The organism is Williamsia sp. SKLECPSW1 (assembly GCF_054332755.1).
This window is the reverse complement of record NZ_JBTGLI010000001.1, coordinates 166,526-188,092: the sequence shown is the minus strand read 5'-3', so window position 1 is coordinate 188,092 and position 21,567 is coordinate 166,526. Positions and strand designations below refer to the sequence as shown.

Genomic DNA, 21,567 nt, shown 5'->3' with positions numbered 1-21,567 from the left:
GCTCGTCGGGCCCGGGTCGGGTCGCTGGTCAGTCGTCGTTCGCCTCGAGGCCGTCGCGGTCGGCCCAGGCCAGGAGATCGTCGAGTCGGTGGGCGACGTCGTCGATCTCGGCGTGCAGGTCGCCGAGACGGGCGAACCGTTCCGGCACGGTGGCGATGGTCATGTCCCCGGGGGTGACGTCGTCGAGCTCGTCCCAGGAGATCGGGGTCGAGACGGTGCCCTCGGGGTTGCCGCGCACCGAGTAGGCCGCGGCGATCGTGTGGTCGCGCGCGTTCTGGTTGTAGTCGACGAAGACGACGTCGGTCTCACGGTCCTTGCGCCACCAGGTGGTGGTCGCCTCCCCGGCGGCCCGTCGTTCCACCTCGCGGGCGAACGCGAGCGCGGCACGGCGGACGTCGGCGAATCCCCACCGGGGTTCGATCCGCACGTAGATGTGCAGCCCCGATCCGCCGGACGTCTTGGGGAACCCGCGGATCCCGAGCTCGTCGAGGACCTCCTGCGCCACCCGGGCGACCCGCTGGACCCGGTCGAACGGGCAGTCGGGCATCGGGTCGAGGTCGATCCGCCACTCGTCGGGCCGCTCGGTGTCGTCGCGACGGGAGTTCCAGGGGTGGAACTCGACGGTCGACATCTGCACCGCCCAGATGACGCTCGCGAGCTCGGTCACGCACACCTCGTCGGCGGTGCGGTCGTAGCGGGGGAAGTGGATGCGCACGGTCTCGAGCCAGTCGGGTGCGCCGGCGGGGATCCGCTTCTGGTGCACCTTCTGACCGGCGACGCCCTTCGGGAATCGATGCAACATGCACGGACGGTCACGCAGGGAGCGCACGATGCCGTCGCCGACGGAGATGTAGTACATCGCCAGGTCGAGCTTGGTCTCGCCGCGGGCGGGGAAGTAGACACGCTGCGGACTGGAGATGCGCAGTGTGCGCTCGCCGACGGTGAGCTCGACCGGCTCGCCCGCGGACTCCGTCGCCATGCCGTTCGACCCTAGGGCATCAGCGCGCGTCGAGCGCTCGTTCGACGGCCCGCACGCGCGTCGCCAGGAACGCGCGGACCACCGGTGTGCGGGGGGCGACGGAGTCGAAGCCGTGGAACGCGCCGGGGATCACCTCGACGTCGCAGTCGACTCCCTGCTCACGAAGGCGTCGCGCATAGTCGAGGTCCTCGTCGTAGAACAGGTCGGTCGACCCGACGCCGATCCACGTACGGGGAAGACCGGTCAGGTCGGTGCGGCGAGCCGGGACCGCGATCGAGCGATCCGCACCCGCGAGGTATGCCTCCCACGCGAACGCGTTGCTGCGCGCGCTCCAGAGGCGGTGTGCCCGCGCCGGGGACGAGGCCGTGCGGGTGCGATCGTCGAGCATCGGGTAGGTGAGCAGTTGCAGTGCGGGACGGGGTTCACCCTCGTCACGCAGACGCAGGGCGAGCGCAGCGGTGAGGCCACCGCCGGCACTGGCTCCGGCGATGACCGTCGCCGACGGGTCGACCTCCGGTCGGGAGCGCAGCCAGCGCAGCGCGGTGTGCGCGTCGTCGAGCGCTGCGGGGTAGGGATGTTCCGGCGCGAACCGATAGGACACCGCCGCCACGATCATTCCCACCCGCTCGGCGAACGCCGCGCACAGCGCGTCGTCCTGGGCGGGAGATCCGATGAGATATCCGCCTCCGTGGATCCACAGCATCGCCGCGCCGTCGTCGCGGGGACTCCTGGGCATGTGCAGCCGCACCGACACCCCGTCCCCGACCGGCACGACGGTGACGCCCCGTCTCCCCGGGATCAGTCGGGCACCGACGCGCAGCAGCGGCAGTGTCGTCCGCCGGACCGGTGATCGGGGGAGCAGTCGAGAGGCGGTCCGCAGGTCCGGGTGCACGTCGTGGGGGGCCATGCCGATCGATGGTGGCAGGTACCGCCCCCGCGGCAGGCGGTAACGTGCGCAGCATGCCTGAATTCGTCCGTCTCGAGCGCAGCGACGACCACCCCGGGGTCGGGACCATCCGACTCGACCGTCCACCGATGAACGCGCTGAACCGCCAGGTCCAGGACGAGCTCGTCGCGGCCGCGGAGGAGGCGTCCCTCGACGACTCGGTGAAGGCTGTCGTCGTCTACGGCGGGCCCAAGGTGTTGGCTGCCGGTGCCGACATCAAGGAGATGAACGCGATGACGTTCGCCGAGATGAGCAAGGTCGCCGGACGTCTGCAAGCCGGCCTCGGCGCGATCGCGACCATCCCGAAGCCGACCGTCGCCGCGGTCACCGGATACGCGCTGGGCGGCGGTCTGGAGGTCGCGCTCGGCGCCGATCGCCGCATCGCCGGCGACAACGCGAAGCTCGGTGTGCCCGAGGTGCTGCTCGGTGTCATACCCGGCGGCGGCGGGACGCAGCGTCTCGCGCGGCTGATCGGACCGTCGCGGGCCAAGGACATGGTCTTCACCGGGCGGTTCGTCGGTGCCGAGGAGGCGCTGCGGATCGGTCTCGTCGACGAGGTCGTCGCGCCCGACGAGGTGTACGCCGCCGCCGTGCGGTGGGCCTCGCAGTTCACCACGGCCGCGTCGGTCGCGCTGGCGGCCGCGAAGGCCTCCATCGACCAGGGCCTCGACACCGACCTCGCGACCGGCCTCAAGATCGAGGCGACGCAGTTCGCCGCGTTGTTCGCCACCGAGGACCGTGCGATCGGCATGAAGTCGTTCGTGGAGAACGGTCCCGGCAAGGCCGAGTTCCTCGGCAAGTAGCCGTCCACCCCGACTGCCCGTCCTGTCGAAGGAGTCCCCGTGACCTCAGCGCCGTCCGACCCCGCGCCGAACCCCCACGCCACCGCCGCTGAGGTGGACGCGGCCCTCGCCGACACCAAGCTCGCCCAGGTGCTGTACCACGACTGGGAGGCCGAGACCTACGACGAGAAGTGGTCGATCTCGTACGACGAGCGCTGCATCGACTATGCGCGCGGTCGTTTCGACGCCGTCGCGGCCGACGAGACCCTGCCCTACGGCCGCGCACTCGAACTCGGGTGCGGCACCGGATTCTTCCTGCTGAATCTCATGCAGTCGGGGGTCGCGTCCTCGGGCTCGGTGACCGACCTGTCGCCCGGCATGGTGAAGGTCGCGCTGCGCAACGCCGAGAACCTGGGTCTCGACGTGGACGGACGTGTCGCCGACGCCGAGACCATCCCGTACGAGGACGACACCTTCGACCTCGTGGTGGGTCACGCGGTGCTGCACCACATCCCGGACGTCGAGCAGGCGTTGCGTGAGGTGCTGCGCGTGCTCAAACCGGGTGGTCGCTTCGTGTTCGCCGGTGAGCCGTCGACGATCGGTGACTTCTACGCGCGGTGGCTCTCACGCGGGACCTGGGCTCTGACCACCACGGTGACGAAGTGGGCTCCGTTGCGTGGATGGCGTCGCCCGCAGGCCGAACTCGACGAGTCGTCGCGCGCCGCAGCGCTCGAGGCCGTCGTCGACATCCACACGTTCGACCCGCGGGATCTCGAACGCCTCGCGCGATCGGCCGGCGCTGTCGATGTCGACACCGCGACCGAGGAGTTCACCGCCGCCATGCTCGGCTGGCCCGTGCGCACCTTCGAGGCCGCAGTGCCGCCGGAGAAATTGGGCTGGGGCTGGGCACGTTTCGCGTTCGGCGGCTGGAAGCGTCTCACCTGGTTGGACGAGAACGTCATGCGGAAGATCGTGCCCCCGCAGTTCTTCTACAACGTCGTCGTCACCGGTCGCAAGGCCTGATCGCTTCCGGTGGAGGTCGACGACGTCGCCTGGCTCGCTTCACGATTCGGCGAGAAGGCGTTGTCGACGGCGTCGGATCTGGCACTCCGCCCCGACACGTTGATCGCCGATCTCGCGGCGTTGCGCGCCCGCTATCCGGGGCGCGACGCAGCGCTCGTCGAGGTGGTCCGCGGCCGCCGACGGGCTCGGGGGCGATTGCGTGGTGCGGATGAGTTGCTGCTCGACGACGCCTCCGCGCAGCAGGCCACCGCGTCGCGCGTGGCGGCTCACCGGGCGCGTCGGATCGCGCAGCACACCCCGGGCGCGGTGGTCCACGATGTCACCTGCTCCATCGGGGCAGAACTGCTCGAGCTGACAGCGATCCCGGACCTCGGCGGTGTCATCGGCAGCGATCTCGACGCCGGCCGTGCGGCGATGGCGGCGCACAACGTCCCGGGAGCGATGGTGGCCGTCGCCGACGCCCTCACGCCGACCAGTTCCGCCGACGTCGTCATCGCCGATCCCGCCCGGCGGGATGCGGCCGGGACACGCACCTTCCGGCTGGAGGATCTTCGGCCAGGGTTGTTCGAGCTGCTGTCGGTCTACGCGGGCCGCACGCTCGTCGTGAAATGCGCTCCCGGACTGGACCATCGGATGTTGCGCGATCGCTTCGGGTTCACCGGCGAGACGGAGGTGGTGTCCGTCGACGGAGGGGTGCGGGAGGTCTCGCTCTGGTGCGGCGAGGACGACAGGGCCACCCGCCGTGCCACCGTGATGCGCACCGGGGGAACGGGATTCGAGATCACCGACGAGGAGTCGGACGACGTCGGTGTGGGGCCCGTCGGCCGGTGGATCATCGACCCGGACGGCGCGGTGGTGCGTGCCGGGCTGGTCCGCCACTACGCAGCGCGGCACGGACTGTGGCAACTCGACAACCGCATCGCCCATCTGACCGGCGACGCGGTGCCGGTGGGGGAGCGCGGATGGCCTGTCCTGGAGCAGGTCCCGTTCGCCGAGAAGTCGCTGCGCCGACGGCTGGCGGAGTTGGACTGCGGAGTTCTCGAGATCATGGTGCGTGGCGTCGACGTCGACCCCGACCGTCTGCGGACACGGCTACGGCTACGAGGCAGTCGCTCGCTGGCGCTTGTCGTCACCCGCGTCGGAACCCGCGCGACGGTCTTCATCTGCGGGCCGGGGGAGCGGCACTGACGGCACCTGTGTTCTCAGCGTGGACATCCTGACCATCGCAGATGAACCGCTGGTCGCGGTGCCTCATGATGGGGGTGTGGACGCCTCTGAGCTCGATCGTGCCGAGAAGGAGCTGGGTTCCCTCCTGCGCAAGTGTGAGGCCGCGCTGCGTGGCACCTCCCTCAGCCCCTCCCGGAAAACGCTGATGACCAACAGGGTTGCGGCGCTGCGTGTGGCCGTTGCGGTGGTTGCCCAGGAGAAGAGCCGACACGCCGCGAGTGCTCGGACTTCGCCACCGGGGTGTCGCTGACGAGACACCGTCGCCAGAACGGCCTGGTTCGCCTGCGCCATCGAGTGCGCGTGTTCGCCGAGAGCTGGGTTGTACACAGTTCGCGCTGATCCCACAGGTTCTCGACTGATCGGCTCGATCCCGGAGCGTTGTCGGTGGGCGCCAATACAATCGCACACATGTTCGATGAAGTTGTCGAGGCGGCTGATCGCCTTGCTGATGCCGTCCGCGACTGCACCATGCCCGCCGACGATGACGCGCTGCTGGCTGGGCTGCGTGCGGCGGTCGCGGCACGCAACGCTGCGGACGGTGTGCTGGCCGCGCTGACCGGGGAGCTCGAAAGCCGGGGCACGGCGAAGCGGTTCGGGATGTCGGTGCGCGAACTGCTGCGCCGCCACGGGTGCGTTCCGGTGGTGGCGTCGCGGGCGATCCGGCTCGGGCGGGCGATCATGCATCTGCCGGTGGTGGCGCGGCATGTGCGGGACGGGTCGATTTCGGCGGAGTACGCCGACGCCATCGCCCGCGGGGTACGCCACGTGGCGGTCCGGACCCGCTCACCACTCGGGTCGGAGCTCGCGGTCGAGACCGAGACGCTCCTGATCGGGCACGCCCTCGCAGGACGGTCACCGGCCGAGATCGACGACCGGGCTCGGTCCATCGCACTCGAGCACCAGCCGGTGGTGGAGGAGGCCGGCGAGCCGGTGACCCCGGTCGTCGAGGACAGCACGCTCAACGAGGTGTCCTGGACCCAACGCGACGACGGACGACTGGCCGGGTCGTTCGATCTGGATGTCGTGACCGGGGAGCGGTTGATCTCGTGTGTCGACACCGCATCCCGCCCGAAACCACTCCCGGACGGGACGCCGGATCCACGATCAGCGGCCCAACGCCGCGCCGACGCCTTCACCCAGGTTCTCGAAGCCGCCTCCCGCGCCCTCGGTGATGGCGGGTTCGTCGCGCCGGCGCGTACGGAGATCCTGCTGACGGTGCCCGCAACCGCCGAAGAGTGCTGTGGGGTGACGCCCGCGGGCCCGGCTCATCTGCAGTGGATGGGCTCGGTGACCGATCAGGCGGTGTCGCTGCTGGCGTGCGACGCCTCGGTGACCCGCATCGCGGTCGATGTCGACGCCGCACCGGTCGACATCTCCCCGTCGGCGCGGCTGTTCACCGGCCGCACGCGCAAGGCGATCGTCGCCCGCGACGAGTGCTGCATCAAGTGCGGTGATCCGGCGTCGTGGACCGACGTCCACCACATCGTCTTCCACTCCCAGGGTGGGCCGACCACCTGTGACAACGGGTGTCTGCTGTGCCGGACCTGCCACGTCGCGGTGCATCAGCAGGGGTGGGAGATAGTCATGGGTTCCGACCGACACCCCTGGATCCGACCACCCGCCACCATCGACCCCGCACGACAACTGCACCCCGCCTACAACCGCCGCGCCCTACGACTCGACGCCACAGCCGCCTGACCAACAGCATCGCCGCCTGACCGACAGCACTCCCCAGCACCCGCCCACCCCGCGGGACCGCATCAGCACCTTGACAACTCCACAGTGTGAGCCGCGGCCCGGCGTCGGCTGTCAGTCCTTCGGCTTGTCGAAGAAGTAGACCTCGCCGAGATTGGTGGCCGTGGCGATGGCGCCGGACGCCGAGACGGCGACGCCGGTGGCGAAGCCGAGCGCGCCCGGCATCGGGAGGGTGCGCATGGTCTTGCCGTCGCTGGCGGACACCTCGACCAGCGAGAGTTCCTGGTCCTTCCCACTGCGGACGACGGTCCATGCGGTACCGGTCTTCGTCAGCGCGGAGAGGCTGACGGTCTGCAGGTCGTTGCGCTGCCACAGGGGCTCGGCGTGGTCGCCGCGGTCCCGGATCGCGCGCAGCGGCGCGCCGATGACGCCGGTCGGGATGATGACGCCGTCGGGGGAGACGGTCATCGTGCCGAACCCGTACCCGCCGACGAAGTAGCTCCACCGCGTCTTGCCGGTCGCCGCATCGAGCGCATAGATGCTGCCGAGACGATCGAAGACGTAGAGCGTCTTCTTGTCCGCGGACAGTGTCGGTGTGCCGATCACCCCGCTCGGGATCTGGGCGGTCCAGGCGTCGCGCAGGGTGACCGACCCGTTGAGCTCGTCGTAGCGCAGCGCACGGACCTCGGATGCGATCGACTTCTCCGGCCAGAACTCCAGGTAGAAGCGTTTCGCATCGGTGTCGACGGCGGGGCTCGACTGGATGGCGCAGTTCGGGCCCCCGGTGATGCAGTCACCGAGCCCGAAGGTGGGCTGGGAGGCGTCCACGTCCGACCGCAACGACACCCCGGGTGCCGCCGGCTGCCCGGTCTGGGAGTTGATCAGCACCACCTGACCGAGGTCGGTGACCAGCAGGACCACACCCGGCCCGGCGAACTTGAGCGACACCGGCACACCGACGGTCGGGAACCGCCACCGGATCGAGCCACCGCCGGTGTAGGCGACCAGATTGCCGGCCTCGCCCACATAGGCGTTGTCGTACTGGTCGACGAGGATCGCGTTCAGCTCGACCCCCGCGGCCATCCGTCGGCACCAGTTCTTGCGGCCGGCGCGGGAGTCGAAGACGAAGGTGTTGCATCCGGACTCGGTCCGCGACGTCACCTGCACGTTGGACCTGCCGGAGATGGTGAGCGGCGCCGACACCGGGCCACCCGTCGGACGCGTCCAGGACAGGGCGAGGTCGTCCGGTACATCCGCGTAGGCGAAGTTCGCGTTGCCGGCGTCGCCGCCGTAGCTGGCCCATCCGGCGCTCGGGATGGACCGGACGTCCTGCTCGCCGTCGGCGCAGGCCGCGACCAGTGTGACGGCTGCCAGCAGGAGGACGATCCACCGTGCGGCGACCCCGCCCCGCGCACGTGTGGGCACCGAACTGTCCCGCATCGTTCTCCCGTCCTCACCTGACCAGTCGGGGTCCGCCGAGGTGTCGACAGCCCGATCGCATCGGTGAGCCTATCGCGGGGCCCGCGGCGCCCCGGGACCCCGCGCACGCGGCCGCTAGGGTGTCTGCCCATGACGACGATGTGGAACGCGTCGCTGCGGTCGCGACGACGCGCGGGCCGACGTCGCGACCCCGAGCAGGTCCGGTTCCTCACCGTGGCGTCGCTGCGGTGGGTGATCGAGCACCACGCCTACACACCCTGGTATCTGGTCCGCTACTTCCGCCTGTGGCGGTTCCGGGTCGCCAACCCGCACATCGTCCTGCGGGGAATGGTGTTCCTCGGGCGCGACGTGGAGATCCACGCGACGCCGGAGCTGTCCCGGATGGAGATCGGGCGCTGGGTCCACATCGGCGACGGCAACTCGATCCGCTGCCACGAGGGATCGCTGCGCATCGGTGACAAGACGGTCTTCGGCGCGAACAACGTCGTGAACGCCTACCTCGACATCGAGATCGGTGCGTCGACGCTGATCGCCGACTGGTGCTACATCTGCGACTTCGACCACCGCACCGAGGACATCACGCTGCCGATCAAGGACCAGGGGATCGTCAAGGGACCGGTCCGCATCGGACCGGACACGTGGATCGCGGCCAAGGTCTCGGTGCTGCGCAACACCATCGTCGGCCGCGGCTGCGTCCTCGGCTCCCATGCCGTGGTGCGTGGCGAGATCCCGGACTACGCGATCGCCGTCGGGGCACCTGCCCGCGTGGTGCGCAACCGTGCCGACGACTGGGCGGCGACGGCCGCGCAACGGGCCGAACACGCACGGGCACTCGCCGACATCGCCCGCAAGAAGGCGGGTGCGGCCGAGGACCGCTGACCGGGTCAGCGGAGCAGCTTGACCTGGCCGGCGTCCAGCATCGCCGCGAACATCTCCTCCAGCGACTCCCGCATCGGGCGGTAGGAGATCCTCAGTGCCTCACGGCTCTTCGAGTTGTCCAGATGCAACGGACCGCCCGAACAGCGACGGACGAACCGGCGGTCGCGCCCGACCAGCGGGGCCACCGCGACGAGCAGCGGGATCGGGAGCGGGAACCGGGGTAGCGGGCGCTTCATCCCGAACCGCGGCACCAGTGCCTTGCCCATCTCGAGCAGGTCGGTGTCGGCGGCCGAGAGGATGTGACGGCCCTGCGCGTCCTTCGTGAACGCGGCGGTCACATGGGCCTGTGCCACCTCGCGGACGTCGACGACACCGATCTTGATGCGCGGCGCACCCAGGGCCATCATCCCGTTGCCCAGCTGGGTGACGATCGCGAAGCTCTCCGATGTCGGTGCAGGTCCCAGCGGGGGACCGATGACCAGCGACGGGTTGACGACGACCAGGTCCCACCGCGACTGCGCCTCGGCGATCTCCCAGGCCTTCTTCTCCGCCAACGTCTTCGACAGGTTGTAGGGCTCGTAGTCCAGTGTCGCGGAGGTGTTCCAGTCGTCCTCGGTGAGGGTGCCGCCGGCGTCCGCGCAGTCGACGGTGTCGGTGTAGATCGCGGCGACCGAGCTCGTGAGCACCACCCGTCGCACCGACTCCGTGCGGTCGGCGGACTCGAGGACGGTGCGGGTGCCCTCTACGGCGGGATCCACCAGCTCGCGCTGCGGGTCGCTGACGTCGGAGGTGAACGGCGACGCCGTGTGGAAGACGATGCCGCAGCCTGCCATCGCCTCGTCGTAGGAGCCGTCGGTCAGCAGATCGGCGGCGAAGAACTCGATGGTCCCCGGTGCGGCGTCGGCGAGCGCGCGGAGATGCGCGGTCTTGCGTCGGTCGTCGGGGTTGCGCACCGCCGCGTGCACCGTCACCCCGGCGTCGAGGAGGTCCTTGACCACCCATCCGGCGACGTAGCCGGTCGCCCCGGTGACGAGCACCGGTGTCGTGGTGTCGACGGACAGGCTGCTGAGGTACTGCGCTGGGCTGGACACGGCGTCAGGGTAACGCCTCAGGGCGCGCCGACGTCCCGGTCGGGCAGCGGTCTCGTGACGATCTCCGGACGGCCGATCGGATGACGCACACGCCGCTTGACCGACAGGTAGACCTCTGCGGTCCGACCGGCGACCAGCCGCCACCCGAAGTCGGCGGTGAGCCGTTCGCGTGCCGCGTCCGCCCGCCGCTGCGCTGCGGCGGGATCGAGGAGGACGGCACGCACGGCCGCGGCCAACCCGGTCACGTCACCCGGCGCGAACGCCATCCCGGTCACCCCGTCGGTCACCGCCTCACCGAGCCCGCCTGCGGTCGACGTCACCAGAGGCGCCCCGACGGCCGCCGCCTCCAACGCGACGATCCCGAACGGCTCGTAGCGACTCGGCAGCACGATGGCGTCGCACCGCTGGAGAGCCGCGAGCAGTCCGGCGTGGTCGGCTGTGCCTCGGAACCGCACCGCACGCAGCACCCGGTGGCGCCGCGCGAGGTCGCGCAGCCACGTCTCCTGGGTGCCGTCGCCGAGGACGTCGACGGTGGTCCCGGGATGCGTACGCCGGAGCCGAGGGAGCGCGGCGATCAGGTCCTGCACACCCTTCTCGTACTCCAGCCGTCCCGCGAACAGCAGTCGTGGCGGACCGTCATGGGGTCGGCGAGGCGCGAACGGCCACGTGCTGACGTCGATCCCGTTGTGGATCGTGTGGATCTCGGCCAGGTCGGGGCCGAACAACCGCACGACCTCGTCGCGCATCGACGCCGAGCAGGTGACGATCGCGTCGGCCTCGGATGCCAACCACCACTCGACGGAGTGGACCTGGCGGTTGATGGTGCCGGCGACCCACCCGCTGTGGCGGCCGGCCTCCGTCGCGTGGATGGTCGCCACCAGTGGCACGTCGAAGACCTGGGCGAGCGCGATCGAGGCATGCGCGACCAGCCAGTCGTGCGCATGGACCACCTCGGGCACCCACCGGCTGCCGTCCGCGTCGGTCACCCCCAGGCCGGCCCGGATCAGGCTGTGGCCCATCGCAAGTGTCCAGGCCATCATGTCGCGGGCGAACTCGAAGTCGGGTGGGTCCTCGGCCACCGCGACCACCCGGACGCCCTCGACGACGGTGTCGGTCGTCGGGTGGGACAGGGCGTCGGTCCCGAAGGGTCGCCGCGAGAGCACGACCACGTCGTGGCCGGCGGCCGCGAGCTCGACGCTCAGGTGGTGCACGTGCCGCCCCAGCCCCCCGACGACGACGGGTGGGTACTCCCACGAGACCAGCAGGATCCTCATGGGGCCGTCCCGACGAGACGGCGGGCGTCGAGCGCCCCGAACGGGTGGTCGGCCCGGCGCCAGGCAGCCGCGAGGCGTGCCGCGGTGTCCTCCCGGCCGCGGTCGGCGGCGTCGACGATCTCGCGCGCGGCGTGGGCGTGGGTGAACGCCCGGTCGCGGGCGTAGTCGGCCGCGGTGTCCTTCGACACCATGAACGCCCAGTCCGATGCGACGGTCAGGATCGTCTCCCGCACGATCTGGTCGGCGACGGGATCGCGCAGCGCTGTTCCCTGGTCGAGTCGCTTGGTGACGGTGTCGAGCGCTGCCGCGGTCACCTCGCGCTGGACGGCCACCAGGTCGGACACCGCGGGCCCGTCCCAGACCCGCCAGTCCTTGCCCGACCCCCAGCTCGACGGACCGAGATCCACCGGGGCACCGACGAACCCGTCGCCGATGGCGGTCTGCAGACTGCTGACGTCGACCCCGGCGTCGGGTAGCGCACGCAGCACCGCCTCGAGCCACTGGGGCCCCTCGTGCCACCAGTGGCCGAAGAGCTCGGTGTCGAACGCCGCTACGACCAGCGCCGGCCGGCCGACCCGTTCCGACTCGGCGGCGAGACGGTCGCGGACGTGCCCGACGAAGTCCGTCACGTGGGCGTCCACGGCCCGCCGTGCGCGATCGGGGTCGTAGGGGGCCTTGCGCTCCGCCGGCACCGATCGGCCCGTGACGCGCGACGCCTTGAACCCGAAGCGGTGATCCCAGGTGTGGAAGTCCCGATAGGCCGCGTGGCCGGGATACCCCGACCTGGGCGACCACACCCGGTAGCTGATCTCGAGGTCGCGTCCGACCGCGACGACGTCGGTGGACCCCACCGGACGGGCCAGTGCGGTGTCGCCCCGCAGCGCCGGGCCGTCGACGAGGAAGTGGGTCACCCCGGCGGCGGAGTAGTCCTGCTCCATGCCCGGCGCGTACGCGCACTCCGGCGCCCAGATTCCGCGGGGGCGCCGGCCGACGCGGGCGCGGGTGTCGGCGAGACCTTCGTCGAGCGAGAAGCGTCGTAGCCGCGGGTCCATCGTGGGCGCGAAACCGTGCGCCAGCGGGCCCGACAACAGTTCCAGCACCCCCGCGTCGACGAGGTCCCGCAGTGCACCGGACGCGCCGTGGCGCCAGCGGGTCTCGAAGTCGGCGAGAGCGGACTCGGCGGCACGGTGCTCCCGGTGGCCCAGGTCACCGGCGCCGGTGTCGCCGAGGACGGCACCGGCGATGCCTGCCTCGTGCGCACGGGTGCGCCAGGACCCCAGCCAGGCGTGCATCGCCTCACCGCAGTACGGGTCGTCGAGTTGGGCGGCGAGAACGGGCGTCACGCCGAGGGACAGCACGTCCCGGTGGCCGTCGTCGGCCAGTCGGCGCAACGCCGCGAACAGCGGTTGATACGACGCCGCCCACGACTGGTGCAGCCACTCCTCGCCGACCGGCCAGGCGCCGTGGTGGGCCAGCCACGGCAGGTGCGAGTGCAACACCACCGCGAAGCGTCCCGGGACACGCGTCGCCGTCATGGGTCGGGGGTCATGGGTCGGGGGTCATGCGGAGGCGACGGCCAACAGGTCCAGGCCGGCGTCGATGCCCCGTCCGCCCTCGGGGTCGTCGGCGTGGATCTCGAAGTCGTCGGTCCGGATGCTCGCCACGTCGGCGGCGAGCGCGGTCGGCCACGGCTCGCCGGCCAGCGCCCGATCGATCTGGGCGTCGACGAACGAACCGTTCCACCGCTTGTCCAGGGCCCGCAGCGCCGACCCGTGGTGCACCCCGAGCATCTGCTCGACGGTGAACCCGCCGCCCACGAGCAGCTCGGTGAGCTCCGCGGCCGACAGCTCGCGGGTGTGGAAGGGGTTCAGCGGTGTGTCGCGGCCGGGGGAGAAGGTGAGGCGGTTGGGCGTGCTCATGAAGAGGCGTCCGCCGGGCCGCAGCACACGCCGACACTCGGCGACGAACCGCTCCTGGTCCCACAGGTGCTCGATGACCTGGAAGTTCACGACGACGTCGACGTCGTCGTCGGGCAGGGGGAGATCCACCAGGTTCGCCTGGTGGACGGTGAGCCGGGGATAGAGGGCCCGGGAGTGGGCGACGGCGGTCTCGTCGTAGTCGACGCAGACGACGTCGGCACCGGCGCCGGCCAGCATGTCGGCGCCGTATCCCTCGCCGGACCCGGCCTCGAGGACCCGTCTGCCCCGACAGGCGTCGACGATGTGGGCGTAGGCGACCTCGTGCCGCCGGAACCAGTAGTTCTCCTCGGCGATCCCCGGCGCGGTCCGCTCGCCGGTGAGCACCAGCGTCGGCTCGGGGGCGTCGGTTGCGTTGGTCATCTGCGGGAGCCTAACGGTCACGTCGCCGTCACCCTCCCGCGATCGATGTGACCGATGTCTCCGGTCGGCGGAGGCGTCTCGCGACCACGGCCGCCACCTGCATGGACGTGGTGTGGGACCGCCGAGGGCAGTGGCTAGACTGGTGGGTGGATGCTTTACCTTACCGGGCAGTAAGTTTACGGTGAGTTCACAACCGCTGAGTGGAGGTCGAAGAGGACCATGACGAACACCGTCGTACTGATCAAGCAGGTTCCGGACACCTGGTCCGAGCGCAAGCTGTCCGATGGCGACTACACGTTGGACCGCGAGGCGGCCGACGCCGTCCTCGACGAGATCAACGAGCGCGCCGTCGAGGAGGCCCTGCAGATCAAGGAGGCCTCGGGCGGCGAGGTCACCATCCTGTCGGCGGGCCCCGAGCGCACCACGGACGCGATCCGCAAGGCGCTGTCGATGGGTGCCGACAAGGCGATCCACATCAAGGACGACCTGATGCACGGCTCCGACGCCGTCCAGACGGCCTACGTCCTCGCCCGCGCGCTGGGCACCGTCGAAGGTGTCGAGCTGGTCATCGCCGGCAACGAGGCCACCGACGGTCGCGGCGGTGCCATCCCGTCGATGATCGCCGAGTACCTCGAGCTGCCCCACCTGACGCACATGCGCAAGCTGACCGTCGACGGGGACACCCTCTCGGGCGAGCGCGAGACCGACGAGGGCATAACGCACCTCGAGGCGTCGCTGCCCGCGATCGTGAGCGTCACCGAGAAGATCAACGAGCCGCGCTTCCCCTCCTTCAAGGGCATCATGGCCGCGAAGAAGAAGGAAGTGCAGGTCGTCTCACTCGCCGACATCGGCGTCGAGCCCTCCGATGTGGGTCTGGAGAACGCGGGGTCGACGGTCACGTCCAACACCCCGAAGCCGCCGAAGAGCGCGGGCGAGCGCGTCACCGACGAGGGTGACGGTGGCGTCAAGCTCGCCGAGTACCTCGTCGGCCAGAAGATCATCTGAGACCGCCCGACCCTGACATCGAGGAGCAACACACCATGGCAGAAGTACTGGTTCTCGCCGAGCTCGACGCGGAGGGCGGCCTGAAGAAGGTCACCGGCGAGCTCATCACCGCAGCACGGGCACTCGGCAGCCCGTCGGTCGTCGTGGCCGGCAAGCCGGGCACGGCCGACGGCGTCGTCGCCGGCCTCACGGAGGCCGGCGCGGAGAAGATCTACGTCGCCGAGTCCGACGACGTCGAGGGCTACCTGATCAGCCCCAAGGTCGACGTCCTCGCCGCAGTCGCCGAGCAGGCGTCGCCCGCCGCGGTCATCGTGGCTGCGACCGCCGACGGCAAGGAGATCTCCGGTCGCCTGGCCGTGCGCCTGGGATCGGGGATCCTCTACGACGTCATCGACATCAAGGACGACAAGACCGGCGTGCACTCGATCTTCGGTGGCGCGTTCACCGTCGAGGCGCAGCCCAAGGGCGACATCCCGATCTACTCGATCCGTCCCGGCGGCGTGGAGGCCCAGCCTCAGGCCGGCGCCGGCGAGCGCGTCGACGTGGAGGTCCCCGCCCCGGCCGCGAACGCCGTCAAGATCACCAAGGTGGAGCCCATCGTCGGTGGCGACCGTCCCGAGCTGACGGAGGCGTCGATCGTCGTCTCCGGTGGCCGCGGCGTCGGCAGCGCGGACAAGTTCTCCGTGGTCGAGGAACTCGCCGACTCGCTCGGTGCCGCCGTCGGTGCCTCGCGTGCCGCCGTCGACTCGGGGTACTACCCGGGCCAGTTCCAGGTCGGTCAGACCGGCAAGACCGTCTCGCCGCAGCTGTACGTGGCGCTCGGCATCTCCGGTGCCATCCAGCACCGCGCCGGCATGCAGACCTCGAAGACCATCGTGGCCGTCAACAAGGACGAAGAGGCCCCGATCTTCGAGATCGCCGACTACGGCATCGTGGGCGACCTGTTCGACGTCGCGCCGCAACTGACCGAAGAGGTCAAGAAGCGCAAGTGACGCAGTAGGGCGTGATCGCCCGAAACCGCTCCACCGTGGCCCCCGGAACTGATGTTCCGGGGGCCACGGCGCGTTCGGAGGGCGCCGGTAACGTGCCGGTGGGTGCGGCGTAACCCGGACATCCGGGAGTTCACCACCCTTCCACCGACATGACACGCCGGTGCAGCGCGGGTGTCCGATCCGCCGGAGACCCTGTGGCCCATGGCGACGACACTGCTCGACGGCACCTCCACCACAGCGCCCGTGCGCCGCTCCCGCGTGCTGCTGCGCGGACCCCGCTACACGCTGCACCTGACGACGCGGCCCGCCGACATCGAGGCGGCGCAGCGACTTCGACACGACGTGTTCTCGACCGAGCCGGGGTTCTCCTCGGCCATGGCAGACGCAGTGGACGGGCGTGACGCCGACCGCTGGGACGACTTCTGCGACCACCTGCTGGTCCGGGACGGCACCGACGGGTCGGTGGTCGGCTGTTACCGGATGCTGACGCCCGCGGCCGCGATCGCCGCCGGCGGTCTCTACAGCGCCGGCGAGTTCGACCTCGGCGAACTCGCCCCGATCGCGGCGGAGACGGTCGAGATGGGTCGTGCCTGCGTCGCGCAGGCGCATCGGACCGGGTCGGTGCTGGCGCTGATGTGGTCCGGCATCCTCCGTCACGTCGAGGAGACCGGACACCGCTATGTCGCGGGATGCACGTCGGTCCCTCTCGACCTCGGTGACGGCACCGAGACGGGCGCGGTGGTCCGCGCGGTACGCGACCTCGCCCGCGACCGACACCGCGCGCCGTGGCAGGTGTTCCCGCACCGACCGGTGATCGTCGACGGCCGACGCCTCGACGACATCGATCCGCCCACCCGGTTCTCCCTGCCACCTCTGATGGCGGGATACCTGAGGATCGGCGCCCGGATCTGCGGCGAGCCCGCCCACGACCCGGACTTCGGTGTCGGGGACTTCGTGACGGTCATCGACCGCCGAACCGCCGACACCCGATACCTCGACCGCCTCCGAGCGCTCGCCGACCGCTGCGACGTCGAGGCGGCGACCCGATGACCACACACGCCTGGTTCCCCACGAGCCCCTGCGACGCGAGCTGCGTCCGCGCTGCCGGGCAGCCGGTCGGACGGACCCGGGCGGTGCTGCGGATCGTCCGCCTGGCCGCCACCGCCGTCGTCGCGGCGGCGGGCGGTGCTCTCGTGGCACCCCTGCCCCGCCCGGTGCGACGTCGGTTCGTGCGGCGGGCCGCGCGCTCGCTGCTGGCGGCGCTGGGCATCGCGGTCGAGGTCGACGACCGTCGGCCCCACGTCGGCCGCGGTGTCGGGCTCGTCGTCGCCAACCACACCTCGTTCCTCGACATCGTCGCGATCGCCGGAGTGGTGCCCGCGCGGTTCGTCGCCAAGTCGGAGATCCTGAGCTGGCCGCTCGTCGGTGGTCTGGCGCGCCGACTGGGTGTCATCGGTGTCGACCGGGCGTCGTTGCGGTCGCTGCCCGCGACGATCGAGGCGATGACCGGTGGTCTGTTCGCCGACGACGCCGTCGGTGTGTTCCCCGAGGGGACCACCTGGTGCGGTCACGCGGGTGGGCGTTTCCGTCCCGCCTGCTTCCAGTCCGCGGTCGACGCCCGGATGCCCGTCCTCCCCGTCCACGTCGGTTTCCGTGACGCCGACGGGCACGTCGCGACGGCCCCGGCGTTCATCGGTGACGACGACATCCTGGACACACTGCGTCGTGTCCTGCGGGCCCGCGGCCTCACCGTGGTGGTCCGTGTCCACGAGCTGCAACTGCCCGGCGCCGACCGCCGCGAACTCGCCGCCCGCTGTGAGCGTCTCGTCTTCGGCGCCGACGATCGGCACGACGACGCCCTGCGGGCTCTCTCCGCGCTCCCGTCGCTCACGGGCCGCCGAGTCCCCGACGATCGCCTCGCGGACGCGGCCGGCGCGGCGTAGGGGTCCCCGCGGGCGCGGGCCGGGGATTTCCGCCGGTATCCTGGGTCGGTCATGTCCGTCCCGGTGAGCACACCCGTCTACCTCGATCACGCCGCATCGACACCGATGCATCCGGCCGCCGTCGAGGCGATGACACGCATCCTCGCCGACCCGGGCAACGCCGCGTCACTGCACGGGTCGGGCCGTCGCGTGCGCCGTCACCTGGAGGAGGCGCGCGAGTCGATCGCCGCGTCGATCGGTGCACGGCCCTCGGAGGTCCTGTTCACCGCCGGCGGCACCGAGAGCGACAACCTCGCCGTGAAGGGCATCTTCTGGGCCCGCGTCGCAGCCGACCCGCGTCGGCGTCGGGTGGTCATCTCCGCCGTCGAACACCATGCGGTGATGGATCCGGCGCAGTGGCTCGCCGACCGCGGAGACGCCGACCTCGTGGTGCTCCCGGTCGACGCCGAGGGACGCGTGTCACCGTCGGACCTGCGCGCCGAGCTCGCAGCCCACCCCGACGAGACGGCCCTCGTGTCGGTGATGTGGGCGAACAACGAGGTCGGCACCATCGAGCCGATCGCTGAACTCGCCGCCGTCGCAGCGGAGTTCGGCGTGCCCCTGCACACGGACGCGATCCAGGCCGTCGGCCACATCCCGGTCGACCTCGGGACCGTCGGCGTCAGTGCGATGAGCCTGGCCGCGCACAAGTTCGGCGGCCCGCACGGTATGGGTGCCCTCGTGCTGCGTCGTGACGTCGACTGTGTCCCGCTGCTGCACGGCGGCGGTCACGAGCGTGACGTCCGGTCGGGTACACCCGACGCCGCGGGCGCCGTCGGGATGGCCACCGCCCTGCGGATCGCGGTCGACGAACTCCCGACCAGCATGGTGACGGTCGCCGCCCGTCGTGATCGGCTGCTCGACGTGGCGCGTGCGGTCCCCGGTTGCGTCGTCAACGGACCCCTCGGCGACGACCGGCTGCCGGGCAACGCGCACGTGTCGCTCCTCGGTTGCGAGGGGGACTCACTGCTGATGCTGTTGGACGCCAACGGGGTCGAGTGCTCGACGGGATCGGCGTGCACCGCGGGTGTCGCGCGCGCCAGCCACGTGCTGTTGGCGATGGGCATGTCGACCGCGGACGCACGCAGCAGTCTGCGGTTCTCCCTCGCCCCGTCGACCACGGACGCCGAGATCTCCGCTGTCGCCGCCGTTCTCGGCGATGTCGCCGATCGTGCCCGGGTCGCGGGCATGGCCACCGTCGGGGAGCGCTGAGACATGCGGGTGTTGGCCGCGATGAGCGGCGGGGTCGACTCGGCCGTCGCCGCGGCACGGGCGGTGGACGCGGGCCACGACGTCACAGGCGTCCACCTCGCCCTGTCCACCGCACCCGGCGCACTGCGGACCGGCAGTCGCGGCTGCTGCTCGCGGGAGGACGCGCAGGACGCCCGCCGCGCCGCGGACGTCCTCGGGATCCCGTTCTACGTCTGGGATTTCGCCGAACGGTTCCGTGACGACGTGATCGACGAGTTCGTCGACGCCTACGCCCGGGGACAGACACCCAACCCCTGTCTGACGTGCAACGAGAAGATCAAGTTCTCCGCACTCGCACATCGCGCGCGGGCGCTCGGGTTCGACGCGCTGGCCACCGGGCACTACGCGCGCCTCCACGACGGCGTGCTGCGTCGTGCCGTCGACGCCGACAAGGACCAGTCGTACGTGCTGGCGGTCCTCACGGCGGACCAGTTGGCGCACGCGATGTTCCCGGTCGGGGACACCCCGAAACCCGAGATCCGCGCCGAGGCCGCACGCCGCGGACTCACCGTCGCCGACAAGCCCGACTCCCACGACATCTGCTTCATCCCCAGCGGGGACACGCGTGCGTTCCTCGGCGCGCGTATCGGCGTCCGGCCCGGACTCGTCGTCGACAAGGCGACCGGTGACACGCTCGCCGAGCACGACGGGATCCACGGCTTCACCATCGGGCAGCGCAAGGGACTGGGCATCGAGGCCCCCGCCGCGGACGGTGCCCCGCGATACGTCACCGCGATCGACCCCGACACCGCCACGGTCACCGTCGGCACGTCGGCCGATCTCGCGGTGAGTTCCATCGCGGCCGGACGCGCGGTGTGGACCTCGGGTGCGGCACCCGAGGGTGACATCGAGTGCGTGGTGCAGGTGCGCGCCCACGGGGGACTCGCGCCGGCCCGTGCACGTGCCGTCGACGACGGCGACGGGATCGTCATCGACCTGCACGAACCCCTCACCGGGGTGGCACGCGGGCAGGCTGCGGTGCTGTACGCGCCGGACGCCGCGGCGGGTGACCGCGTGATCGGCTGCGGCCGGATCCGCGCCGCGTGACACCCCAGGACGGTCCACGGCCGCCGACCGGTGTGGCGACCGGCGTCGGGTCGATGCCGGGCAGCGATCCGCGCGGGGCCGCGGACGTCGTCGCCGGCGAGGTCGCGCTGATGCACCTGCCCGAGCTGCCGGCACGGGGTGTCGGGGCCGACATGATCGGACGCTGTGCGGCGCTCCTCGTCGACATGCCCATGGATGTGGGCAACCACGGTTATCGCCTCGCCGGTGGGGGATCGGCCCTGCGGCGCCGCGCCCGCGACCTGCTCCGCGCCGATCTCGACGCGCTCGAGGAGGTGTGGGAGACCCGCGGCCTGGGCGGGCCGGACGCCTGGGTGAAGACGCAGATCGCCGGACCGTTCACGCTCGCCGCGACCGTCGAGCTGACCACCGGCCACAAGGCCCTCGCCGACCGCGGCGCCTGGGGTGACGTCGTCGGGTCGCTCACCGAGGGCATCGCCGACCACGTGCGTGACCTGTCCCGACGCCTCGGTGCGCGGGTGCTCGTGCAGATCGACGAGCCGTCCCTCGACGCCGTCGTCGCCGGGAGGGTTCCCCCGCTCTCCCGATTCGACGTGATCCCGCCCGTGCCGGCCGCGGTGGCCGCCGAGCACCTGAGCGCGCTGTGTGCCGGCGTCGGCGCGCCCGTCCTGCTGCACCACTGCGGTGACGCGTTCCCGTGGGACGTCGCGGCGCAGACGCCGCTGTGGGGCGTCTCACTCGACCTCGCGCGCATCGGCGCCGAACGCCCGCGCACCGAGGATCTCGACGGATTCGGTGAGGCGGTCGACGCCGGGCGTGTCGTGGTGGCCGGATGCGTCCCGACGACGGGTCCCACCCCGACGCCCGACGATGTCAGCGACCGCCTGATCGCACTCGTCGACACGATCGGACTCGATCACGCGGTCCTCGTCGAGCAGATGATCGTCAGCCCGGCGTGTGGACTGGGTGAGGTGGCGTCGGCGCGCGCGGTCGCCGCCCTCGGCGTCGCGACCGCGGTCGGTGAACGGCTGCCGCACCGCTGACCCGCCGCGTCAGGCGCGGATCGTCACCGTGGTGCCCAGCGTCGCCCAGGTGTAGAGGCGCGCCATCATGGGTTCCGGGACGTGCACGCACCCGCGGCTTCCCGCCGAGCGGTAGCGGATGTCGCCGTAGGGGAACGTCTGCCAGGGCGAGTCGTGGAATCCGTAGTCGCCGAAGAACTGCAGCCAGTAGTGCACGAACACCCGGTAGTCGGGGCCGACGAGGTAGCGATCGGTCTCGCGGTCGATGATCTTCCATGTCCCGACGGGTGTCCGGTCGACCGGCGTGTCGATGCCGGTCGTGATCGGCGACGCGACGGCCGTCGACGTCCCGGTGCACAACCACATGCGTTGGCGACTGATGCTGACCGAGATCGTCCGCGGGGCCGACGACGTGCGACAGGCCTGGGCGTCGGCGATCTGTTCGGCCGACTGCGTGGACGTCGGCGCCTGCGACGTGACGGCGGCCGAGACCGTCTGGGTCGTGCCGTCGTGCCGATCGCCGACGGCGCCGCCGATGAGGATGACAGTGAGGACGATGCTGAGCGGCACCACGAGCGCCGCCCACCAGTAGTCCCGCACCGCAGCCCGCATGG

The 21,567-nt window shown here is 71.1% G+C and carries 20 protein-coding genes; 12 read left to right on the top strand and 8 right to left on the bottom strand.

Features of this window, described 5'->3' with window-relative positions; all coding sequences use genetic code 11:
* Nucleotides 1-28: 28 nt before the first annotated feature.
* A complete protein-coding gene (ligD, locus tag ACXVUM_RS00900) occupies nucleotides 29-979 on the bottom strand; it encodes a non-homologous end-joining DNA ligase (protein WP_458520008.1) in 951 nt (316 codons plus the stop codon).
* 19 nt (nucleotides 980-998) lie between these two features.
* The gene (locus ACXVUM_RS00895; protein ID WP_458520007.1) at nucleotides 999-1,886 is read right to left on the bottom strand and encodes an alpha/beta hydrolase; all 888 of its coding nucleotides are present in this window, start codon (nucleotides 1,884-1,886) and stop codon (nucleotides 999-1,001) included.
* A gap of 53 nt (nucleotides 1,887-1,939) precedes the next feature.
* Here ACXVUM_RS00895 and ACXVUM_RS00890 point away from each other — a divergent pair, with 53 nt between their 5' ends.
* The 4 genes from ACXVUM_RS00890 (at nucleotide 1,940) to ACXVUM_RS00875 (ending at nucleotide 6,655) form a co-directional block, all read left to right on the top strand.
* A complete protein-coding gene (locus tag ACXVUM_RS00890; protein WP_458520006.1) occupies nucleotides 1,940-2,728 on the top strand; it encodes an enoyl-CoA hydratase/isomerase family protein in 789 nt (262 codons plus the stop codon).
* Nucleotides 2,729-2,767: 39 nt separating this feature from the next.
* On the top strand, nucleotides 2,768-3,730 hold the full coding sequence (locus tag ACXVUM_RS00885; RefSeq protein ID WP_458520005.1) for a class I SAM-dependent methyltransferase: 963 nt from the start codon (nucleotides 2,768-2,770) through the stop codon (nucleotides 3,728-3,730).
* Between the two features lie 9 nt (nucleotides 3,731-3,739).
* Entirely contained in the window at nucleotides 3,740-4,918 is a 1,179-nt protein-coding gene (locus ACXVUM_RS00880) for a THUMP-like domain-containing protein (RefSeq protein ID WP_458520004.1), read from the top strand.
* A gap of 447 nt (nucleotides 4,919-5,365) precedes the next feature.
* Nucleotides 5,366-6,655, top strand: a complete 1,290-nt coding sequence (locus ACXVUM_RS00875; RefSeq protein ID WP_458520003.1) for a DUF222 domain-containing protein — start codon at nucleotides 5,366-5,368, stop codon at nucleotides 6,653-6,655.
* A 111-nt stretch (nucleotides 6,656-6,766) separates the two neighbouring features.
* Here the strand turns inward: ACXVUM_RS00875 and ACXVUM_RS00870 are convergent, their stop codons facing one another.
* Nucleotides 6,767-8,092, bottom strand: a complete 1,326-nt coding sequence (locus ACXVUM_RS00870; RefSeq protein WP_458520002.1) for an outer membrane protein assembly factor BamB family protein — start codon at nucleotides 8,090-8,092, stop codon at nucleotides 6,767-6,769.
* 129 nt (nucleotides 8,093-8,221) lie between these two features.
* Here ACXVUM_RS00870 and ACXVUM_RS00865 point away from each other — a divergent pair, with 129 nt between their 5' ends.
* Nucleotides 8,222-8,971 (top strand): acyltransferase, encoded by a 750-nt coding sequence (locus tag ACXVUM_RS00865; RefSeq protein ID WP_458520001.1) that lies wholly within the window; start codon nucleotides 8,222-8,224, stop codon nucleotides 8,969-8,971.
* 5 nt (nucleotides 8,972-8,976) lie between these two features.
* Here ACXVUM_RS00865 and ACXVUM_RS00860 read toward each other — a convergent pair whose 3' ends face one another.
* From ACXVUM_RS00860 to ACXVUM_RS00845, 4 genes are read right to left on the bottom strand one after another with little or no spacing between them, the layout of a single operon-like run.
* Nucleotides 8,977-10,062, bottom strand: a complete 1,086-nt coding sequence (locus tag ACXVUM_RS00860) for an NAD-dependent epimerase/dehydratase family protein (RefSeq protein ID WP_458520000.1) — start codon at nucleotides 10,060-10,062, stop codon at nucleotides 8,977-8,979.
* A gap of 17 nt (nucleotides 10,063-10,079) precedes the next feature.
* Nucleotides 10,080-11,336 (bottom strand): glycosyltransferase family 4 protein, encoded by a 1,257-nt coding sequence (locus ACXVUM_RS00855; RefSeq protein WP_458519999.1) that lies wholly within the window; start codon nucleotides 11,334-11,336, stop codon nucleotides 10,080-10,082.
* Nucleotides 11,333-12,871, bottom strand: a complete 1,539-nt coding sequence (locus ACXVUM_RS00850) for a 1,4-alpha-glucan branching protein domain-containing protein (RefSeq protein ID WP_458519998.1) — start codon at nucleotides 12,869-12,871, stop codon at nucleotides 11,333-11,335. The genes ACXVUM_RS00855 and ACXVUM_RS00850 overlap by 4 nt, the downstream gene beginning before the upstream one ends.
* A 24-nt stretch (nucleotides 12,872-12,895) precedes the next feature.
* Entirely contained in the window at nucleotides 12,896-13,675 is a 780-nt protein-coding gene (locus ACXVUM_RS00845; protein ID WP_458519997.1) for a class I SAM-dependent methyltransferase, read from the bottom strand.
* 219 nt (nucleotides 13,676-13,894) lie between these two features.
* On the opposite strand from ACXVUM_RS00845, the gene ACXVUM_RS00840 reads away from it, so the two are divergent.
* From ACXVUM_RS00840 to ACXVUM_RS00810, 7 genes are all read left to right on the top strand, one after another.
* Nucleotides 13,895-14,680 (top strand): electron transfer flavoprotein subunit beta/FixA family protein, encoded by a 786-nt coding sequence (locus ACXVUM_RS00840; protein WP_458519996.1) that lies wholly within the window; start codon nucleotides 13,895-13,897, stop codon nucleotides 14,678-14,680.
* A gap of 35 nt (nucleotides 14,681-14,715) precedes the next feature.
* Entirely contained in the window at nucleotides 14,716-15,672 is a 957-nt protein-coding gene (locus ACXVUM_RS00835) for an electron transfer flavoprotein subunit alpha/FixB family protein (RefSeq protein WP_458519995.1), read from the top strand.
* A gap of 201 nt (nucleotides 15,673-15,873) precedes the next feature.
* Nucleotides 15,874-16,722 (top strand): GNAT family N-acetyltransferase, encoded by an 849-nt coding sequence (locus tag ACXVUM_RS00830; RefSeq protein ID WP_458519994.1) that lies wholly within the window; start codon nucleotides 15,874-15,876, stop codon nucleotides 16,720-16,722.
* Entirely contained in the window at nucleotides 16,719-17,615 is an 897-nt protein-coding gene (locus tag ACXVUM_RS00825; protein WP_458519993.1) for a lysophospholipid acyltransferase family protein, read from the top strand. Before ACXVUM_RS00830 ends, ACXVUM_RS00825 begins: the two co-directional genes overlap by 4 nt.
* A gap of 51 nt (nucleotides 17,616-17,666) precedes the next feature.
* Nucleotides 17,667-18,866 (top strand): cysteine desulfurase family protein, encoded by a 1,200-nt coding sequence (locus ACXVUM_RS00820; protein WP_458519992.1) that lies wholly within the window; start codon nucleotides 17,667-17,669, stop codon nucleotides 18,864-18,866.
* A 3-nt stretch (nucleotides 18,867-18,869) separates the two neighbouring features.
* Nucleotides 18,870-19,952 (top strand): tRNA 2-thiouridine(34) synthase MnmA, encoded by a 1,083-nt coding sequence (gene mnmA, locus ACXVUM_RS00815; protein WP_458519991.1) that lies wholly within the window; start codon nucleotides 18,870-18,872, stop codon nucleotides 19,950-19,952.
* Complete coding sequence (locus ACXVUM_RS00810; protein WP_458519990.1) at nucleotides 19,949-20,974, top strand: vitamin-B12 independent methionine synthase; 1,026 nt, start codon at nucleotides 19,949-19,951, stop codon at nucleotides 20,972-20,974. Before mnmA ends, ACXVUM_RS00810 begins: the two co-directional genes overlap by 4 nt.
* Nucleotides 20,975-20,983: 9 nt before the next feature.
* Here ACXVUM_RS00810 and ACXVUM_RS00805 read toward each other — a convergent pair whose 3' ends face one another.
* Entirely contained in the window at nucleotides 20,984-21,565 is a 582-nt protein-coding gene (locus ACXVUM_RS00805; RefSeq protein ID WP_458519989.1) for a L,D-transpeptidase, read from the bottom strand.
* Nucleotides 21,566-21,567: the final 2 nt, after the last annotated feature.

Excerpts from the sequence above, each read along its gene's own strand:
- ligD (WP_458520008.1), bottom strand. The coding sequence starts at position 979 with ATGGCGACGGAGTCCGCGGGCGAGCCGGTCGAGCTCACCGTCGGCGAG.
- ACXVUM_RS00895 (WP_458520007.1), bottom strand. The coding sequence starts at position 1,886 with ATGGCCCCCCACGACGTGCACCCGGACCTGCGGACCGCCTCTCGACTG.
- ACXVUM_RS00890 (WP_458520006.1), top strand. The coding sequence starts at position 1,940 with ATGCCTGAATTCGTCCGTCTCGAGCGCAGCGACGACCACCCCGGGGTC.
- ACXVUM_RS00875 (WP_458520003.1), top strand. The coding sequence starts at position 5,366 with ATGTTCGATGAAGTTGTCGAGGCGGCTGATCGCCTTGCTGATGCCGTC.
- ACXVUM_RS00870 (WP_458520002.1), bottom strand. The coding sequence starts at position 8,092 with ATGCGGGACAGTTCGGTGCCCACACGTGCGCGGGGCGGGGTCGCCGCA.
- ACXVUM_RS00865 (WP_458520001.1), top strand. The coding sequence starts at position 8,222 with ATGACGACGATGTGGAACGCGTCGCTGCGGTCGCGACGACGCGCGGGC.
- ACXVUM_RS00855 (WP_458519999.1), bottom strand. The coding sequence starts at position 11,336 with ATGAGGATCCTGCTGGTCTCGTGGGAGTACCCACCCGTCGTCGTCGGG.
- ACXVUM_RS00850 (WP_458519998.1), bottom strand. The coding sequence starts at position 12,871 with ATGACGGCGACGCGTGTCCCGGGACGCTTCGCGGTGGTGTTGCACTCG.
- ACXVUM_RS00845 (WP_458519997.1), bottom strand. The coding sequence starts at position 13,675 with ATGACCAACGCAACCGACGCCCCCGAGCCGACGCTGGTGCTCACCGGC.
- ACXVUM_RS00840 (WP_458519996.1), top strand. The coding sequence starts at position 13,895 with ATGACGAACACCGTCGTACTGATCAAGCAGGTTCCGGACACCTGGTCC.
- ACXVUM_RS00835 (WP_458519995.1), top strand. The coding sequence starts at position 14,716 with ATGGCAGAAGTACTGGTTCTCGCCGAGCTCGACGCGGAGGGCGGCCTG.
- ACXVUM_RS00830 (WP_458519994.1), top strand. The coding sequence starts at position 15,874 with ATGGCGACGACACTGCTCGACGGCACCTCCACCACAGCGCCCGTGCGC.
- ACXVUM_RS00825 (WP_458519993.1), top strand. The coding sequence starts at position 16,719 with ATGACCACACACGCCTGGTTCCCCACGAGCCCCTGCGACGCGAGCTGC.
- ACXVUM_RS00820 (WP_458519992.1), top strand. The coding sequence starts at position 17,667 with ATGTCCGTCCCGGTGAGCACACCCGTCTACCTCGATCACGCCGCATCG.
- mnmA (WP_458519991.1), top strand. The coding sequence starts at position 18,870 with ATGCGGGTGTTGGCCGCGATGAGCGGCGGGGTCGACTCGGCCGTCGCC.
- ACXVUM_RS00805 (WP_458519989.1), bottom strand. The coding sequence starts at position 21,565 with ATGCGGGCTGCGGTGCGGGACTACTGGTGGGCGGCGCTCGTGGTGCCG.